This is a genomic window from Alteromonas infernus (genome assembly GCF_902705815.1).
This window is the reverse complement of the sequence record NZ_CACSIG010000048.1, coordinates 12,488-28,948: the sequence shown is the minus strand read 5'-3', so window position 1 is coordinate 28,948 and position 16,461 is coordinate 12,488. Positions and strand designations below refer to the sequence as shown.

11 protein-coding genes are annotated in these 16,461 nt (G+C 45.4%); 7 read left to right on the top strand and 4 right to left on the bottom strand.

Annotated features, from left to right (window positions below; translation table 11 throughout):
- Window position 1: 1 nt before the first annotated feature.
- The 4 genes from ACX5J7_RS12085 to ACX5J7_RS12070 all read left to right on the top strand — a co-directional run bounded on the left by ACX5J7_RS12085 (window position 2) and on the right by ACX5J7_RS12070 (window position 6,204).
- Entirely contained in the window at window positions 2–1,102 is a 1,101-nt protein-coding gene (locus ACX5J7_RS12085; RefSeq protein ID WP_024016011.1) for a sensor domain-containing diguanylate cyclase, read from the top strand.
- Window positions 1,103–1,254: 152 nt separating this feature from the next.
- The gene (locus tag ACX5J7_RS12080) at window positions 1,255–2,403 is read left to right on the top strand and encodes an efflux RND transporter periplasmic adaptor subunit (protein WP_348681438.1); all 1,149 of its coding nucleotides are present in this window, start codon (window positions 1,255–1,257) and stop codon (window positions 2,401–2,403) included.
- A 9-nt stretch (window positions 2,404–2,412) separates the two neighbouring features.
- On the top strand, window positions 2,413–5,592 hold the full coding sequence (locus ACX5J7_RS12075) for an efflux RND transporter permease subunit (protein ID WP_348681439.1): 3,180 nt from the start codon (window positions 2,413–2,415) through the stop codon (window positions 5,590–5,592).
- A gap of 123 nt (window positions 5,593–5,715) precedes the next feature.
- Window positions 5,716–6,204 carry a GNAT family N-acetyltransferase gene (locus ACX5J7_RS12070; protein ID WP_348681440.1) on the top strand — a complete coding sequence of 163 codons (489 nt, stop codon included), beginning with the start codon at window positions 5,716–5,718 and terminating at the stop codon, window positions 6,202–6,204.
- A gap of 385 nt (window positions 6,205–6,589) precedes the next feature.
- On the opposite strand, the gene ACX5J7_RS12065 is transcribed toward ACX5J7_RS12070, so the two are convergent.
- The gene (locus ACX5J7_RS12065; protein ID WP_498707283.1) at window positions 6,590–8,710 is read right to left on the bottom strand and encodes a TonB-dependent receptor; all 2,121 of its coding nucleotides are present in this window, start codon (window positions 8,708–8,710) and stop codon (window positions 6,590–6,592) included.
- Between the two features lie 522 nt (window positions 8,711–9,232).
- Window positions 9,233–9,847, bottom strand: a complete 615-nt coding sequence (locus ACX5J7_RS12060) for a TetR/AcrR family transcriptional regulator (protein ID WP_071958867.1) — start codon at window positions 9,845–9,847, stop codon at window positions 9,233–9,235.
- Between the two features lie 138 nt (window positions 9,848–9,985).
- Here ACX5J7_RS12060 and ACX5J7_RS12055 point away from each other — a divergent pair, with 138 nt between their 5' ends.
- On the top strand, window positions 9,986–11,125 hold the full coding sequence (locus ACX5J7_RS12055; RefSeq protein ID WP_023559597.1) for an efflux RND transporter periplasmic adaptor subunit: 1,140 nt from the start codon (window positions 9,986–9,988) through the stop codon (window positions 11,123–11,125).
- A 3-nt stretch (window positions 11,126–11,128) separates the two neighbouring features.
- Entirely contained in the window at window positions 11,129–14,170 is a 3,042-nt protein-coding gene (locus ACX5J7_RS12050; protein WP_498707282.1) for an efflux RND transporter permease subunit, read from the top strand.
- A gap of 103 nt (window positions 14,171–14,273) precedes the next feature.
- On the opposite strand, the gene ACX5J7_RS12045 is transcribed toward ACX5J7_RS12050, so the two are convergent.
- Window positions 14,274–14,693, bottom strand: coding sequence for a CBS domain-containing protein (locus ACX5J7_RS12045; RefSeq protein WP_015066716.1), 420 nt, complete (start codon window positions 14,691–14,693; stop codon window positions 14,274–14,276).
- 130 nt (window positions 14,694–14,823) lie between these two features.
- Window positions 14,824–15,321, bottom strand: coding sequence for a M48 metallopeptidase family protein (locus tag ACX5J7_RS12040; RefSeq protein WP_278385245.1), 498 nt, complete (start codon window positions 15,319–15,321; stop codon window positions 14,824–14,826).
- A 143-nt stretch (window positions 15,322–15,464) separates the two neighbouring features.
- On the opposite strand from ACX5J7_RS12040, the gene ACX5J7_RS12035 reads away from it, so the two are divergent.
- Window positions 15,465–16,379 carry a LysR family transcriptional regulator gene (locus ACX5J7_RS12035; RefSeq protein ID WP_278385243.1) on the top strand — a complete coding sequence of 305 codons (915 nt, stop codon included), beginning with the start codon at window positions 15,465–15,467 and terminating at the stop codon, window positions 16,377–16,379.
- Window positions 16,380–16,461: the final 82 nt, after the last annotated feature.

Below are 16,461 nucleotides of genomic sequence, written 5' to 3'. Positions count from 1 at the left end.
TATGCTTGGGCCGATAAAGCAATACGTATTAAGTGGCGTAAACCGCCGCTACAAAGATGAAACCAACCGCCGCATTATGGTTGTTAACCTGTTTGCAGCGGTGGGGATGTCTATTACGTTTTTGCTTGGCTCTCGTGCTTTTATTGACGGCGAGTACTTCCTATCGACTATTCTTTTTAGCGCCAGTGTAATATTTGCTCTTTCGCAGCGTTTACAGGTGCGCGTTGCTACTGCAAAGGCGCGCACCTGGTCTATTACGCTATTAATTTTTTGCCTGATGGCTCTCACGCTTCTACTAGTGATAACTGGGGGCAAAGATAATACGGGCCCGCTTTGGATATACCTTGTCCCCCCTGTCACTATGTTTTTTGCCGGTTTTATTCGAGGGTTGCTCGCGCTTGTCGCCTATACTATCGCGTGCACAATCGTGCTATTTGGGTTCAACGAGGCCGATTTTGTGGCCAACTATAGCTATGCGTTTAAAACGCGCCTACTCTATTCATTTGCTACAGTTACGTTCCTGTCAGCGTTTTACGAATACAGCAGACAAAAAAGTTACGACACCGCACTTTACTTAAGTGAGCAGTTTGAACGCCAAGCCAAACACGACCACCTTACTCAACTTTTAAATCGCCGTGGAGCACAGCAGTGTCTTGAACGCGAATATGCCAGAATGCAACGTAATAAGCGTCATTTTTCTATAGCCATTGCTGATATAGACAGATTTAAGAGTATTAATGACTCCCTCGGACACGAGCAAGGTGATGAGGTATTAAGGCAAATATCTAACATTTTCAAAACCCGCTCGCGGGGTCAAGACGTCTTGGCCCGCTGGGGCGGTGAAGAGTTTATGTTCATCTTTAACGATACGGATGAAGCTGGCGCGGTAAAAGCATTAGAACAAATAAGAGCGACCTTAAATAACGCCCCTCTCAATATCAATGGCAATGAAATCTATATTACAAGCAGCTTTGGTGTATGCGAAGTAACGCCGAACATTGACATATCAAGTGCTATCCGCCTTGCCGATAAGGCGTTATACCATGCAAAAGACCACGGCCGAAACCATGTTTGCGCCGCCTCTACACTTCCTTGTCGCTAAATCTTTATTAGTTATCAACGCGAATAATTTTAACTCTGCAAGAAAATGTAATTTACACAAAATTGACTCACGTTTAGTTACATTTGCGCTGTATTACTGAAACACTTTAGCGCTACACTATAAGCAGTTTTCGATATTAAGTAGATTTGGCTATGAAATGGATGAAGTTTGCACTACCTATTGGTGTTTTGATAGTAGGCTATATTGGGATGAAAGGAATCGAAGCCTCTGCCTCTGACTCAGTAATTACCGAAGATGTTGACACTCGCCCCACAGTAACTATTGAGGCGTTAGTCCCTGAAGATGTTCGGGTGCAGTTAACCTCTTACGGTGAAATCACGCCTTTAGAAACCACTAACCTCGCAGCGCAGGTATCGGGAGAGGTTCAACAATGGAACCCCAAATTTGTCAGCGGTGGTTTAGTAAGGCGAGGTGAAACACTTTTTGAAATAGAAGCCGATGCTTATGAAGCTGCGCTATTAATGGCCGAGGCAAACCTTGCCAGCGCTGAAGCGCAGCTTATTCAAGAGCAAGCACAGGCCGACGTTGCGGCGCGAGAAGCGAAAACCATGCCCAATGCTCGCGTCACTGACCTATACCTTCGTAAGCCTCAAGTAATGAGTGCGAAAGCAGCGCTAAAGTCGGCACAAGCCCAGCTTAAAATAGCGAAACGGGATCTTGAAAACTGCAAAGTTAAAGCCCCTTATGACGCGTTAGTTGTTTCAAGGGGTATTAGTACCGGTGACTATGTTACTCAAGGTACGCCCGTTGCCGTAATTAATAACATTGAGTACGCAGAAGTAACCTTCCCCGTGGCTGGCTTTGACCGCGTTTTTCTTGCTGACAACACCATTGGCAGTGAAATCGCTATTGAAGTTGATGACATTCAAGGTGCTACGGTTAAAGGCACTATTCACAGAGATACAGGGGTTATAGACAACAATACGCGTATGAGCTATTTCGTCGCGCGAATTGAAGACCCTTATGCCATCAACTCATCTAAGCCAATTATAAAGTTTGGTTCTTACAGCACCATTGCGTTTGAAGGTAAAACGTTAAGTGACGTGTACCGCGTACCTCAAGAGCTAATTACCAATCGTCTTTTATGGACACTGGATGACGAAGATAGGTTAACGTCACAAAAAGTTACCGTGGTTCGTGAAGAAAATGGCGACTTTTTAATTCAGGGAGACTTTAACGCGAATAAGGTTGTAATGAGCCTTCCAGAGTACCCGCAAAACGGGATGCCCGTGAAGGTGATTGAGACCACTACCGACCTTGTGACAGCAAGCGCTAACTAAGGAGCTGTCATGAATAACCAAAACAACACGCAAAGCGGCATCATTGCTTGGTTTGCTCGAAATTCTGTAGCGGCGAACCTTCTCATGTTCTTTATTATTATCATGGGTATAGCGAGCTACTTCACTATTCAGCGCCAGATGTTCCCCAACATCGAAATAAACTATATCACTATAGAAGCAACGTACCCGGGCGCCTCGCCACAAGAAATTGAAGAAAGTATTTTCATTAAAGTGGAGGAAGCGGTTAAAGATATTACTGAAATAAAGCGCACAGTCTCTCGTGCATTTAGAGGTGGCGGCGCTGTAACGTTAGAAATCGACACCAAGGCCGAGCTTACTGACGTGCTAGATAAGGTAAAGCTTCGCGTAGACAGCATTGCCACTTTCCCCGCTGGCATGGAGCCAGTAAACGTATCGCAAGTTGAGTTTCAACAGCAAGTTATTGAAATGCCCCTAGTGGGCGACTTACCGCTTTCCGAGTTAAAAGTTCTCGCAAAAGAAGTTGAAGATGAACTTTTACAGTTAGGCTCTATTTCCCTTGTTGAGGCTAGTACGCCAGATGATGAGATTGCTGTTGAAGTTAAACCCGATACGCTTAGAAAGTACGGGCTAACGATTGGTGATATTACCCAAGCCATTAACAGCTACTCGGCGAATATCTCGGCGGGTCAATTAAGAACAAACTCGGGCATCGTCTCTGTTCGTGTAGAAAACCAATACTACAGCGGTGATGAGTTTAAGCAAATTCCAATTAAAATTGGTGCTGGCGGTGCAAAGGTTACGTTAGGCGATGTAGCCTACATCAATGATGGTTTTGAAGAGGGTGAGCGTTACTTCAAATACAATGGCATGAACGCTATCTACATCGCAGTGAAAGCCACAAAAACGCAAAATACCATTCCCGTTGCAGAGACGGTAAAAGCCTATATTGATCAGAAAAACGAAACCTTGCCTCAGGGTATAAGTTTACAGGTACTGGTCGATATGACCTACTACCTAAATGCGCGCCTAGACATGATGCTGTCAAACCTCATTCAGGGGTCGATTTTAGTGGCACTTATGCTAACCCTGTTTTTGCGATTCAGATTGGCAGTATGGGTAATGGTTGGCCTCCCCGTCTGCTTCCTAGGTGCAATGATGCTAATGCCCGTCTTTGGCGTCAGCATTAACATTCTATCGCTCTTTGCGTTCATTATGGTGCTGGGTATTGTAGTAGACGACGCTATCGTAATTGGCGAAAGTGCTTATACTGAAATTGAAAGCAAAGGCGGCGGGGTAGATAACGTTGTTCGCGGTGCTAAGCGCGTAGCGACCCCTGCTACATTTGGGGTATTAACCACCATTGCTGTATTCGCCCCATTTACGTTAAGCAGCGGGCCAGAAGGTGCATTTTTCTATAACATCGCTGTGGTAGTTATCTTGTGCTTGGTATTTAGTTTAATTGAGTCGAAGCTTATCCTGCCCGCTCACCTCGCTCACACTAAATTTTCTCCGGTAAAGCAAGACAGCTGGCGTGCTCGCTTTAATAAACGCTTCTTTGCATTTGTAAACGGCCCTTATAAACGCACCGTTACCAAAGCTATTGAGTGGCGCTGGGCAGTGCTGATGATGTTTGTAGCAATGTTTATGCTAAGCCTCGGGCTTATAGGCGCAAACTATGTACGTATGGTGCCAAACCCCAAAGTGCCTCACGACTTCCCCAGCGTAAAAATAGAGATGAATGAAAACGTTTCAGACATGACTACCATCAACGCGCTTAAAATAGTTGAGCAGACCATTTTAGACGTAGAAGAACAAATTATTGATGAGTTTGGCCAAGGTATGATTCGAGACCGCCTTGCGTTTAATGAAGACAGAACCGAAGGGCGTATATTAACGCCGCTAGTTAATGAAGAAGACCGCCCTATTGACACCTTCGAACTAGCGCGTCGCTGGCGCGAAGCCATTCCTGAAATCACCGGCATGAAGTCTTTTACCGTGATTGACGATGTGAACGGCGATGGTGATGATGGTGAGTTTGGCTATCTACTTTTCGGCCCTGATATCGACACCCTTAACGCCGCAGGTCTTAAGTTTATTGAAATGCTTCAGCAGCAAGAAGGCCTGTTCGATGTAAGCTCTACTATCGACCCGCCAAGCAAAGAAGTGCAGATGACATTACTTCCGGTGGCTTACGACTTAGGCCTCACGCTTTCGAATATCGCATCTCAAGTGGGTGCAGGCTTCTACGGTGGCGAAGCACAGCGCGTCATCCGTAATGGCGAAGAAGTGAAAGTAATGGTGCGTTACCCTGAGCTTACTCGTGAGCGTTTTGCAGACTTAAAATACTCACTTATCACTACGCCAAGCGGACAAGAAGTTATGCTAGGTGACGTGGTAGCCCTAGAAGAAAAACCCGGCATTAGCTACATTCGCCGCGAAGGTGGCTACCGCAGCGTATACATTTGGGGCAACATTGATGAGGAAAAAGTTGAGCCGAATGAAGTGGTGACTGAAATTCAGGATAAACTTCTGCCTCAGCTTAAAGAGTTATTCCCATCGGTAATGACCGAGTTAGGTGGGGATATTGAAGAGCAGCAAGCCCAGCAAAACGAGCAAATTCTGTTTTTCTTAGCCGCGATGATCATGGTGTATATCCTACTCGCCGTGCCGCTCAAAAGTTATGGGCAGCCGTTAATTATTATGTCGGTGATCCCATTTAGCTTTACGGGAGCAGTGTTTGGTCACTTTGTACTAGGGCTAGACTTATCTATGATGTCGAACTTTGGCCTTATTGCTGCTGCGGGTGTTGTGATAAACGACTCGCTGGTAATGACTGATTTTGTAAATCAGCGCCGCGCTCAAGGGTACAGCATTAAAGAAGCGGTTACCGAAGCAGGTACTGCCCGCTTTAGAGCAATCACTCTCACCTCTATCACTACGTTTGTAGGCGTATTGCCAATAATGTTCGAAACCAGCTTACAGGCAGCATTCGTTGTACCCATGGCCGCGGCATTGGGCTTTGCGGTGCTTTATGCCACCCTTGTCACGCTTATTTTGGTACCATGCTTGTACCTGATACTGCTTGATTTACGTGGGCCGTTCTCGTTCATCAAAAACAAAATCGTGCGAAGAAAGTCTGATAATCGTAATGTTGATAATAGTGCGACCCCTGACTATTCGCCTGCATCAAGTGGGGCCAGCGATTAACGTTTTGAGAAACACCTAACGGGATAAAGTACACTTAAACAATACGTGTTATATACACAAGTAACGCTAAAGAAAATGAGCCTTATTAGGCTCATTTTTTCATGGTTTTGAAAGGAAAATAAAATGAGCCAAGCAATTTCAATTAGACCTGCAACACCTGACGATACCTCGCAAATTCGCCAATTCGTTTTAGAGCTTGCGATATACGAAAAAGCAGAACACGAAGTCGAAGCATCGGAAGATGACCTTCATAAAACACTATTTGGCGAGGGCGCAACAGCCCACTGTGTGATTTGCGAACATAACAATGCTGCTATTGGCTTCGCCGTTTACTTCTTTAATTACTCTACGTGGCAAGGGCGCAACGGGCTTTATTTAGAAGACTTGTATGTATCGCCAGCGTCACGTGGTTTAGGTGCTGGAAAAGCACTGTTACAACATTTAGCCAAAACAGCGGTAGATAACGACTGCGGCCGCTTTGAATGGAGCGTATTAGATTGGAACAAGCCCGCTATCGACTTTTATGAATCACTCGGCGCTAAACCCAAAAGTGAATGGCTAGGCTACCGCATGGATGGACAGACACTTATCGACTTCGCAAAACAAGGGTAACGTATCGGTGGACAGACACTTATCGACTTTACCAAGTGAGATTAACATTGCCGGAATGCTAGGTAGACGTTTCGGTGGACAGACACTTATCAACTTTGCCAAGCAAGGTTAACATTGCCGGTATGCTAGGTGGATTGCTGATTGGCTGATTGGCTGATTGGCTGATTGGCTGATTGGCTGATTGGCTGATTGGCTGATTGGCTGATTGGCTGATTGGCTGATTGGCTGATTGGCTGATTGGCTGATTTATATAGTGTGAAGGAAAATTGGTAGTCCCTGTAAATACTCTCGGCCTTTAAGAGGGTTTATTTCCGCCCCCTAAAGTAAAAAAGCCATTTGCTTTCGCGAATGGCTTTTTATTAATCACTCATTGCTAAGGCTTTATTTAGAAAGAACCAATCAGTGATAAGCGGGCATTAATGGGCGCACCTACTGTTACCTGATGCGTGGAATGCGCATTAGGGAAGTAAAGCGTATCAGTTAAGTTTTCTACGTTTAGCTGAAGACGTGTCTTGTCGCTAAGTGTGTAGTACGCAGATGCGTCAACACGGGTATAGCTTGGCAGTACAGGTGACGTAGCACTTGTCGATACCTTACTTTCGTCTTGGTATGTTGCGCCAATGCCGAAGCCAAATACTTCATTCACTTCATAAGTTGTCCATACTGACATGGTGTTTTCAGGTAGCTCACGAAGCTCCACACCGCTTGCACTTTCGCCATCAAGGTTGCTGTAGTTAGCAGTAACGTACCACTTATCAGTGATATAACCTTGAAGCTGAAGCTCAAAACCCGATACGTCTGAGTCAACTTCTACAAAGCTTTCTGCATCGTTAGGGTCGTTATCAAGTGACGTTTGCTCATTTTCAAAGATAGCGGCGGTAAAGCTCATGCTGTCACTGAAGTCCCACTTAATACCAATTTCTTGGTTAGTGAAAGTATCTGGGTCAAGTGCGTCTGCATCACCGTTGATATTCGCATACTGCTCGCCACTGCGTGGTAGGAATGACTCGCTGTAGCTTGCATAGATAGAGATATTCTCTTGCGGCTTATAAACAAGGCCCGCACGCGGTGATACTTCTTCGTCTTTTCTGCTGCGCGTTTCAGCTGCTTTAACGTTAAACACCTCAATATCGAAACTATCGAAGCGCGCACCTAGCACTAGGTCGAAGTTTTCTGATAGTGCAATTTCGTCTTGCACGTAGAAAGAGTAAACGTCCAAGTCTACATGGGTGTCATCGTTTAATGTGTTGTCCTCACCATTATAGAATGTAGCAGTAACTGCATTACCTGCACTGTTTACACCGCTCAGTCCTCTAAAATTAAGAGGACGAGAAACATTAAACATCTCCTGATCGTTTCGCAGCGTACCTTCAGGGTCATTAGCACCTACACGAGAATCGAATTCTGGGTTATAGCGGTCTTGATTCGACTTGGTATTAATAACCTCACCACCAAAGATAACCGTATGCTCAATGCCGCCCGTTGCAAACTCGCCTACTAAGTTTGAAGACAAGATAAGGTTTTCACGCTGCGTAGTATCTACATAACCGTCAAGGGTTACTACTTCAGCGTCGGCGTCATAAGCCGCGGCGTAAAAGTTTGAGTAAACTTTGTCGTAGTCACCGTAAAACGCGTTAAAGTTACCTTTTAGGTTGTCAGAGAACGTATGTTGTACATTGGCACGAAATACATCTGCGCCTAATGTCTGATAGTTGTTGTCTGGGTCGCCAAATACAATCTCTTCAAACGCTTCAACTGGCTCACCATTAGCCGTTGGCACACCGCGGTCAATAAAACGCTCGTGATCGATGTATTCATAAGATACGTCAACAGTAGTGTCATCGCTTACTTCAAAGCGCGCGGTAGGGTTAAAGCCGTAGCGATCGCCATAGAAAAAGTCGCGGTGGTTATCTAGGCTCTCGTACATTGCGTTAATGCGAAGGGCTGACTTGTCGCCCGTATCTACGTTTGTATCCAACTGAAGGTTGTATGCGCCAAAGGTGTTGGCAGATACATTGTAGTTTACAAACTTCTCACCCGTTTTCGCTTTCTTAGATACGCGGTTTAAAATACCGCCTGTACCACCTCGGCCAAATAAGAGTGCGTTTGGACCACGAAGAATTTCAACTTGCTCTACATTGTAAAGCGCACGGTAGTATTGAACGTCGTCGCGGTTGCCGTCTAAGTAGAAGTCAGCCGTTGAACGCACACCGCGAAATACAACGGAATCGCGGTGACCTTCACCTTGAGAAGTATTCACACCTGGCGTGTAATCGATAATTTGGCCCACGCTAGTAATACCACGAGCCGTAATTTCTTCCGCCGTCATAATCGACAAGCTTTGTGGCACATCTATGATTGGCGTTGGGCTTTTAATTGAATTTGACTGATTTACTGAAAGGTATTTACCTTCAACCGTTAGTCTTTCAATATCTTCCATATCAGCAGCGAACGCAGCAGGGCTTAAAATTATCGCAGTAGCAATACTCGTAAGTCTAAATTTCACAATTGCTCTCCAAGTGTTCTTCAAAGTGTTGTGTGTTTCTTAATAACCGTTAAACCTATTATTTTGACAACGCTTTTAGCAGCGCTTTGCAATTGCAAATAATAATAGTTGTTATTTGTGGTCTGGATAATATAGAAAAATTTCTGCAATGACGAGCCCTAAACAAGCAAAATTTTAAAACTCTTTATAAATTTTCTTAATATTGTGGAAAAGTATTGACACGACACGTCAAAAAAACGCGCAAAGAACACGCTAGTAAAAGCTTTTTGGCGATAAAACGCGCACTGATATTTTTTTAACGGAAGAAGGCTAACTTAGGAAAATGCGGGTTCGGAATAAATAAGCGGCAGCGAACGGTTTAAAATAAACAATAGGTGGGTGTATAAAATGTAGTAGCTTGGTCGCGTCTGCCGCCGCAGGTACTGGCTGGGCACGCACACGTACAGGATATTTAAGACATATGCTTTAAACCTGAAATCGCAAGATTCCACCCTAAGGGGCTAGTTGTTCGCAGAAAAGATCTTAGGTTACCGCGTAACGCCCTAATATTAGGGCAACGGTATTTTTAGCTACGTTGTGCTTATCTTGATTGCTAAGTACATCTTCTATTTTGAAAAGCTGGGGCCAAAAGCACTGGCCCTTCACTAGGCTGTCAATTTCATCAACAACACGGCTTAAGTCATCGAAATCAATCTTATTATCTGCTTTTGCTGCTTTTAACCAGCGATGCAATGCTGTCTCTTGCGCTTTTAATTGCGCCACTTCATCTTTAAGCTTTTCAGGTTCGTAGAAGAAATGCCCAATGGCAACCCGTGCAATATCAAGGTGCTCTTCGGTAACAGTAAACTCAATATCTTGAAAAATTAGCTCACACAGCTGTTCGGATAAATCACGGGCTGGGTCGTACACTACCGTTACGCTTAGCTTGGCGTCCTCAAATTGCTTAGTCACCAAATGCATTACCAAGTCTTCTTTCGTAGCAAAATGGTTGTATACCGTGCGCTTAGATACGTTAGCCAATTCAGCTAGCTTATCCATACTGGTGCCGTTAACCCCGTATTCCTGAAACGCCTGAGTTGCAGCTTGGATAATAGCTTCGCGCTTTGCATCACTTCGCGTACGTGTGTTGCCCGTCATAACATTGTTCTCATATTAATATGCTTCCATTCTACACCGTACAGTTTACTTTTCAATGTAACCGCACTAAAATGCACTCACCAGTTTACTTTAAGTTAAATTCGTCCATTTCTGCCTTTGTGAAGTAACGAAGACTTAATGTACACACGTCTATACATTATTTACCCTGACATTGGATTACACGCACTTATGCCTATAATGCGATTTACTCACCTATTATTTTTAAGCATATTGTCGGTTTCTGCCCTTACGGCTTGTTCTTCTGAAGAGCCAGTAAAGGAGCAATCACAGGCCTCTCCTCGCTATGTTAAGTTAGCCACGGTCAGTAATATTCCTGACTACGATGAATTTACCTTTCCCGCTGTGGTATCGGCGGTAAAAACTGTCGACCTGAGTTTTGAAGTATCAGGTAGGCTTATACAAACCGACCTTGTAACAGGCAGTGATATCAGTAAAGGAAAGCTGCTGGCGACAATCGACCGAAAGCCTTTTGAACGCCGTGTAGATGAGTCAAAGACGCGACTGGAACAAGCCAAACGTGAGCTCGACCGAATTGAAAAAATGTTCGCGCAAAAATTGGTGGCACAAAGTTCGTTAGACTCGGCAAAGACGTCCTATGAGCTTGCCGTTATCGACTTAAAAAATGCTGAGCAAGATTTAAGCTACACGCAACTTTACGCGCCTTTCGATGCAAAAGTATCGCAGCGTCTTGTTGAAAACAACAGCTTTGTCGCTGCGGGCACTCCTATTGCTCGCCTTCAAGATGTGTCAAAAATCTACTTTAATATCAATGTGCCTGAACGCCTGCTAACGGCTAATATTGGTCGTGGTATCAAGCAAGCCAGCGCAACGTTAGCCACTAACCGCAGTCAGTGGTATCCAGTGAATTACGTAGAGCACTCCACGCAACCCGACCCCGTTTCGCAAACCTATGAAGTGGTATTTGCTATGGAGCCTCGTGAAGAACTGCCGCTTACACCCGGCGCCCGTGCTGTGGTTAAAGTAAGCTTACAAGGTAGCTTATACCCTGAAGGCTTAGTTGTTCCGGTAAGGTCACTTGTGGGCAATGCCGATGCGGGTTTCTCGGTTTGGGTATACAACGAAGCGTCTAACTCGGTAACCAAACAAACGGTCGAAGTTAAGCACATTGAAGACGAACTAGCGATCATAGAAAGCAATGGCCAAAGCAACCTGACTCTAGGACAAAAAGTAGTCGCCGCCGGTGCCACACAAATGCGTGCAAATATGAAAGTGCTTCCTTATCAAGGAGAGAAGTAGTTTATGGATATCGCACGCTATTCAATAGACAAACCGGTTAACGTTTGGTTAATGGTCGTCATACTTTTATTAGGCGGCGTATTAGCCATGAGCAAGATTGGCCGCTTAGAAGACCCTGCCTTTACCATTAAACAAGTAAAGGTATACACCAATTACCCAGGGGCAAGTGCTGAGAAAGTAGAGCGTGAAGTGACTGAGCGCTTAGAGATTGCTATTCAACAAATGCCGCAGTTAAAGGAGGTGACTTCTGTCTCTTCTCCGGGATTGTCTGAAATTACGGTTGAAGTGAAAAGCACGTACGATAGTAACCTGCTGCCACAAATTTGGGATGAATTAAGAAAGCGCCTTCGAGACACCGCCAGTTCACTGCCCGCCGGTACACAAGACCCCATAGTGTTCGACGATTTTGGCGATGTATACGGCCTTTATTACGCGCTAAGTGCGCCGGATTTTGACACACGAGAACTTCGCGAGTTTGCCCGCATTATACGCCGTGACCTGCTTACTACAGAGGGCGTAGCTAAGGTTAATGTAACAGGCGTTCAAAAAGAGCAAATTGTGGCGTACATCAACCCCTACCAACTCGCTGGCCTAGGTATTTCTTTTCCTGATCTTGCCGCGCTTTTCGAGGATAACTTGCGCCCCTTTAACGGCGGTCGTATTAAAGTAGACGAAAAAAACGTACGGCTAATTGTAGAGCGCGCCCCTGACAGACTTGAGGAAATATCGAATTTATCAGTGGTTGTTCCGGGCACAAACCGTTCGCTGCGCGTTGCAGACATTGCGACACTAAAACTTGAGCCTGCCGACATTCAGCCAGTTCACGTGCGCTATAACGGTGAAGAAGCCCTTACCCTGTCGGTGTCGGCACTCACCGACGTTAATATTGTAGACGTAGGCGCACGCGTAAACGCGAAAGTAGAAAAGCTGCTGCAAGAGCTGCCCGTCGGTATTACGTTAACCCCTATTTACGATCAAGCCTCGGTAGTTGATGAGTCTGTAACTGGTTTTATTAATAATCTGGTTATGTCTGTGGCGGTTGTTACCCTTACCTTGTGTTTATTTATGGGCTGGCGCTCTGGCGTTGTAGTAGGTGCCGTACTGTTGGTTACCGTACTTGGCACTATTCTCATCATGTGGCTCATGGATATTCAGCTACAACGCATATCCCTTGGGGCTATGGTTATTGCTATGGGGATGTTAGTAGACAACGCTATTGTAGTAGCCGAAGGCATGATGCTTCGCATGGCAACCGGGTCCACCGCAAAAGAATCTGCCAGCTTTATCGTGAAACGCACCCAATGGCCGCTTTTAGGCGCTACGGTAATTGGTATTGCCGCGTTTTCGGGCATTGGTCTCTCTAACGATGCTACCGGTGAATTCCTGTATTCCTTGTTCGCCGTAGTACTGGTATCTTTAATGATAAGTTGGGTACTTGCGGTGACGTTAGTGCCTGTACTTGGTTCATACTTCTACCGTAAAGGCATCAATCAGACAAACAACAATGAGCCCTCGGCCATGCAAAAATGGTTCAAAGGTACGTTGTTAAGTGCGCTGCGGCTACGTTGGATAACCATTGGTGCGTTGTTTGTCATTACTATTGTGGCCTACGGCAGCTTTGGCATGGTTAAGCAAGGGTTCTTCCCGCCGTCTAATGCCCCACTCTTCTTTGTCCATTACTGGGGCCCTCAAGACCGTGATATTCGCGCCACTGAAGAGGTTGCTAAGGAAGCAGAGAAACGCATATTGGAAATGGAAAACGTAACGGCGGTGACCACCTTCATTGGGCAAGGTGCCGATCGTTTTACTCTAACGTATGCGCCTAAAAGTGCTAATGAAAACTACGCATTTTTCATGGTACGGGCTAATGAACTTGAAAATATTCCGGCTATTCAATCGGCGCTTGCAGACAAACTTACCCACCTAGATTTCGATGCAAGCTTTTACATGGAACGCATGCAGTTTGGCCCGGGTTCCGGCGCTAAATTAGAAGCCCGTTTTTCTGGCCCGGATGCCGACGTTCTGCGACAGCTTGCAGAAGAAGCAAAAGCCCGGCTTTTTGAAGATGGACAGGTTAAAGATATACGCCATAACTGGCGCGAAAAAGGCTTTGCCATTAATACGCAATACGACAACTACAATGCAGGAATTGCTGGGGTTTCCCATAGCGACTTCAGCCAAACCATTCAGTACGCAAGTAGCGGCGTTCAGCTAGGTACGGTGCAAGACGGCGACTATGCCTATAGCATTGTTGCGAAAATGGGTAAGGCCGAAGACACCGAATTGCAGTCTATCCGCGAATCGCAAGTGTGGAGCACCCAACAGCGCCAGTACGTGCCTTTTACACAGGTTTCGCAAGGTTTAGAGCTGATGACGGAAGAAATGCGCATTCACCGCCGCGACCGCGTTCGCACTATCACTGTTGAGGCAGAGCCTGGCGATGATGAAACTGCAGCCAAAGCGCTGGCTCGCATTCGTCCAGTAATTGAAGACATCGACCTTCCGCAGGGCTATTCACTTGAATGGGGCGGCGAATTTGAAAGCTCAAGCGATGCGCAAAAGGCCCTCGGTGCTGGCCTACCTGCAGGGTTCTTAGTCATGTTTATTATTTCCGTGCTCTTATTCGGACACGCCCGTCAGCCGCTTATTATTTGGCTTGTGGTGCCTATGGCGATAGTGGGTGTGGTTACCGGTTTGCTAGCCACCGATATGCCGTTTGGCTTTATGTCGCTGTTAGGCTTCTTAAGTTTATTTGGTATGTTGATCAAAAACGCCATAGTACTAATTGAAGAAATTGACCTTCAAATAGAAGAAGGCTTAGCGATACGACAAGCCATTGTTGAAGCGACGATAAGCCGTGTACGCCCGGTTTCACTAGCGGCGGTGACGACTATTTTAGGAATGGCGCCGCTATTATTCGACGCCTTCTTTGCTGATATGGCGGTGACGATCATGGGCGGCTTAGCGTTTGCTACTGTGCTTACCCTTATCGCGGTGCCCGTGCTTTACAGCCTGCTGTTTAAAGTAAGTTATCGCAAAAGCTAGCGTTTGCACAGAACGGCCCTCTCTGCTGGAATTTCCATAAACTCTTGCAGGGAGGCTGCTACCGTTATAGGGCGTTCCCCATATTTGATTGGCGTGTACTTACCTAGCGCTTAGCCTCTACCCTACTTTGCATAAACTTCATCACATCGCGCCATGACACCATGCCTACTGGGTGACTATCTCCATCGATGATGGGAATACAGGAAATTTTGTGATTGTTAAAAAGCGTAATGGCCGCAAACACGGAATCACTTGGGTTAAGCGTTATCACCTCTCGCGTCATTATTTGATGTGCCCGCTTATCTAATGTTGCTCGGTCAAGTAAGCGCTCGCTAAGCGTATCGACAAAAGGGCTAATCGACTTCATCAGGTCTCTATCAGAGATAATACCCTGTAGTTTATTGTCGTGAACTACCACAAGGTGATGAAAACCTGTCGCAGCAAATAGCTCCCTTAGCGACTGTAAACTATCATCCATGTGAACACTGACAACCCGTGTAGACATGATATTCGCTATGCCCATCGATACTCCTTGTTTAGTTGAAACCAATAATATGGTGCGACTTCCACAATGACTACAGGTAGCTCATTCGTGAGCGCTATCTTATTTTTAACCCACGTACAAATATAACCGCTTTACTTATCTTAGGCCATTATGTATACGGGTTTTCGCCCAATGAAACAGCGACGCAAAATAACCTTAAATCCAATTCTAGCTGATGGTAATAGGGTTCCATGTAACAGCAGAGTTTATAGAATGCTTTGTTGTGCTCTTTTTCTTTAAAATGCGCTAATTCGTGAACGACAAGTGCTTTTAGTAATGGCTCGGGCGCGCACAACAAGTCACTATTAATGGCTAAATCATGCTTACGCGTTTTGCCCTGCATACGATACGTGTGCGTGCCTAACGCGTTAGTTACCATATCACCTTGCTTTTTAAACGCGGCCCGTCCAAACGGTGGAGCGTTTTTTAAATACCGCTTTTTAACATCGGTGGCATACTGATAAAGCAGCTTATCAGTCGTAATAGCATGGGCTTCTGGGTACTTTTTTAATAGGTAATGTTTAAGCTGACTGTTCTCAATAAGCTTAAGCGCTTGTTCTACAATAGTTGAAGGGTAGCCATTAAAATACCGCGCATATTCGTTCACATTTGTTTCTCCTTTGCACAGAGAATTATAAAGCATTTAGTCGTTATGGATAGGGCTCGCTGTTTTAACTGGCACTTTTCAACTGGCGCTTTTCAAATGGGATTATAAAAGCAAACAGTTTTTAGATTTTATTGATAATTGCGATGAATATAGAACATCTTAAGCTTTTCGTGCGTATTGCTAGCACTGCGAATATCAGCCTTGCAGGGCGAGAGCTCAACATATCTCCTGCCGTGGCAAGTGCCCACATTGGCAAACTTGAAGACACCTTGGGTGTTCGGCTTATTCATCGTACGACACGAAAAGTATCGCTTACCGACGAAGGCAAACAATTTTTGCCCCACGCACAAGAAGTGCTAGATAGTATTGAAACGGCCCAAGCGGCGGTTGGTAGCGGAGCGCAAACCCCGCAAGGTACGTTGCGGGTAACCGCGCCAGCGTCGTTTGGTCGTATGCATTTAGTGCCTGCCATCAACGAATTTTTGGAACAATACCCAAAACTGAACATCGACTTCCGATTTAGCGATAGCATTTTAGATGTGGTAGAAGGCGGGTTTGATGTGGCGATTCGCGATGCAGAGCTAAAAGACTCGAATTTACATGCAAAGAAACTCGCCGATGACAAGCGTATTATCGTTGCTTCTAAAAGCTATATAGAAAAAAACGACGCGCCACAAACGCCGGCCGATCTTAAAAATCATAAAATCGTAAATCTTACCGGCTTAGAAGTGTGGGACTTTAAAGGAAGCCACGGCACTATCTCAATTAAAACACCTAATCACCTGCGAATGGACAATGGAGAAGCCGTACGCGACGCCTGTATTCAAGGCTGCGGTTTAACACTAACCGCCACTTGGTGCAGCTACCCGTATCTAGAAAATGGCGAGCTTGTACAAGTGTTACATGACTACCCGCTTGCCACCGACTGTGCCCTGTGGGCTGTTTACCCCACTAACCGTTTGCTAGCACCAAAGGTACGCGCATTTATTGATTATCTAGCCGAACGCTTTAGTGGCACACCATACTGGGATGAAAAACTCAGTGGAATTGTAGCGTAGAACACGCCACCATTTTAATTGCGTTATTTCATGTATCTCGTCGGTTTTTAAAACAAAAATAGGAAATTTTTAATGTGTTCTT